Annotated in this window: 2 protein-coding genes; both read left to right on the top strand. The window is 36.8% G+C overall.

Translation table 11 applies throughout. The features are described 5' to 3' along the window. Nucleotides 1-1498: arginine--tRNA ligase (argS, locus tag RT405_RS12975; RefSeq protein WP_313470237.1), on the top strand; the 1498-nt coding region annotated here is incomplete at its 5' end. Between the two features lie 413 nt (nucleotides 1499-1911). Next, the coding region (locus tag RT405_RS12970; protein ID WP_313470236.1) for an NCS2 family permease at nucleotides 1912-2836 on the top strand (925 nt) is incomplete at its 3' end.

The raw sequence follows: 2836 nt of genomic DNA, 5'->3' as shown, positions 1-2836 counted from the left end.
TTCTCCAATTATTGAAAAAATTGAAGTAGTTGGGCCTTACTTAAACTTCTTCTTAGCTAAAAAAGCAGTTAGTACAGCTGTTCTATCAGATGTATTGCAAGAAGGGGCTCATTATGGAGACCTAACTATCGGAGAAGGGAAAAATGTTCCAATCGATATGTCTTCTCCTAACATTGCTAAACCCATTTCAATGGGACATTTGCGTTCAACGGTTATCGGAAATGCCTTGGCTAATATCTATCGCAAAGTCGGCTATCAACCTATTAAAATCAATCATCTTGGGGACTGGGGTACGCAATTCGGTAAGTTGATTGTCGCTTATAAACTATGGGGAGATGCAGATGCCATTGCTGCTGAACCAATTGCTGAGCTCTTACGCCTTTATGTAAAATTCCATTCTGTGGCTGAAGAAAAACCAGAACTTAATGACAATGCACGTGAATGGTTTAAAAAATTAGAAGATGATGAACCTGAAGCTGTTTCTCTTTGGCAATGGTTCCGAGAAGAATCTTTGAAAGAGTTCAATCATATTTATGATATGTTGGACATCCACTTTGATTCCTTTAACGGAGAAGCTTTTTATAACGATAAAATGGATGAAGTCGTGAACCTTCTGGAAGAAAAAGATTTATTGAAAATCAATCAAAATGCCAGTATCGTTGACTTAGAAAAGTACAATTTAAACCCAGCATTGATTAAAAAATCAGACGGTGCTACTTTATATATTACTCGTGATTTAGCTGCAGCTATCTACCGCAAACGCACTTATGATTTTGCCCAAAGCTTATATGTAGTTGGAAATGAACAAAGCAACCACTTTAAACAATTAAAAGCTGTTTTAACTGAAATGGGCTATGAATGGTCGGATGATATGCACCATGTTCCATTTGGCTTAATCACACAAGGTGGCAAAAAGCTTTCTACCCGCCAAGGAAAAATCGTATTGCTTGAAGAAGTTTTAAATGAAGCAATCGGCTTAGCTCATCAACAAATTGAGGAAAAAAATCCTGATTTGCCAAATAAAGATGAAGTCGCTGATCAAGTTGGAATTGGTGCGGTCATTTTCCATGACTTAAAAAATGATCGCTTGAACAACTTTGACTTTGTTATTGAAGAAGTTGTGCGTTTTGAAGGCGAAACAGGTCCTTATGTCCAATACACAAGAGCACGTGCAATGAGTATTTTACGCAAAGCTGGAGTTGTAGACATGGATGCTGCTGGAGAATATGCATTAGACGATCCTTACAGCTGGGAAATCATTAAATTATTACAAGAATACCCTGATATCGTTCAAAGAGCTTATAATAAACTGGAACCTTCCGTTATTGCTAAACATGCACTTCACTTAGCGCAAGCTTTTAACCGCTACTATGCAAACAGCAAAGTCTTAGTTGAGGATGCAGAAAAACCTGCACGTTTAGCTTTAGTCCAATCTGTTGCCGCAGTTCTAAAAGAGGACTTGCGATTATTAGGAGTCAAAGCTCCCGACCAAATGTAGCATTAGAAAAAAGAACAAAACAACTAAAAACCAACAAAGCTGCTATTCTTTGATTGAATAGCATAAACCTCCCAAAGACTAGTGATTTCTTTATTCTTTGGGAGGTTCTATATTTTTAGTCAACTTTCAAAAAAGAAAAAATAGAATCAAGCTCGATTTTAGTAAAATTTTCTGCCGCTTTTTTCCTCTCTTCTATTTCTTTAAGCTGGATGATAAAAATAACTTGTATTCAAGAAACGATAATTTAAATCGCTTTATTTCTTAAGGTTCGTGTTTAGCGACAATAAAACGACTATTTTTTTATTTATTATGGAAATATACCGGAAATGATACAATTATTGATTGCATTCTGTTTTCAAAAGAACTATGATGATAAATGGCATAATTCTATATTCATTTAGGAGGAAAGTACGTTGAATAAATTCTTTCAATTAGAACAAAATAAAACAACTGTACAAACAGAAGTTTTAGCTGGATTAACAACATTTTTAACAATGGCTTATATTATTGTCGTTAATCCGGTCATTTTATCCGCTGCTGGGATCCCATTCAATCAAATTTTTATGGCAACCATTGTTTCAGCCGTCGTTGGTACTACTTGGATGGCTTTAGCAGCTAATTACCCAATTGGTGTTGCACCTGGTTTGGGTTTAAATGCTTATTTTGTCACCGTAGTAGCTGGCGGGGTCGACTACAAAACAGCTTTTTCTTCTGTTTTTGTAGCAGGAGTCATCTTTTTACTACTTTCTTTTACAACTTTCCGAGAACGGCTGATTGGTGCTATTCCTGAAACTCTAAAATCAGCTATTACTGCTGGTATCGGTTTATTTATTGCCTTTGTCGGCTTACGTTTAGCCGGTGTTATTGTCGGAAATGAAGAAAGTTTAGTCGCATTGGGTAATCTTCATGATCCAGCTGTTCTGTTAACATTATTTGGGATCGTATTAAGTGTCGTACTTATGGTGTTAAATGTTAAAGGAGCTCTTTTTATCGGGATGGTCGTTCTCACATTCATCAGCTATGTTATGAAGTTGATTCAATTTGACGGATTTATAGCCTTGCCTAATTTCGGCTCAGAATTAATGATCACTAATCCCATCACTCCTTTTACCGATATTGTCTCTCATGGCCTATATGGCGCCGTAATTTCATTCTTGTTGATAACTGTTTTTGATACTACCGGAACTATGATCGGTGTCACGAAAAAAGCCGGCTTGATGAAAAACGGTACTTTAAAAAATGCCAAGCAAGCTTTGTTATCCGATGCTCTTGGAACTACGGTAGGATCGATTTTCGGCACGAGTCCCACTACTGCTTTTGCTGAATCTGGTACGGGGG

Source organism: Carnobacterium sp. (assembly GCF_032094055.1).
Taxonomy (GTDB): Bacteria; Bacillota; Bacilli; order Lactobacillales; family Carnobacteriaceae; genus Carnobacterium_A.
Note: the sequence above shows the minus strand (reverse complement) of the source record. Positions and strands in the feature narration are given on the sequence as shown.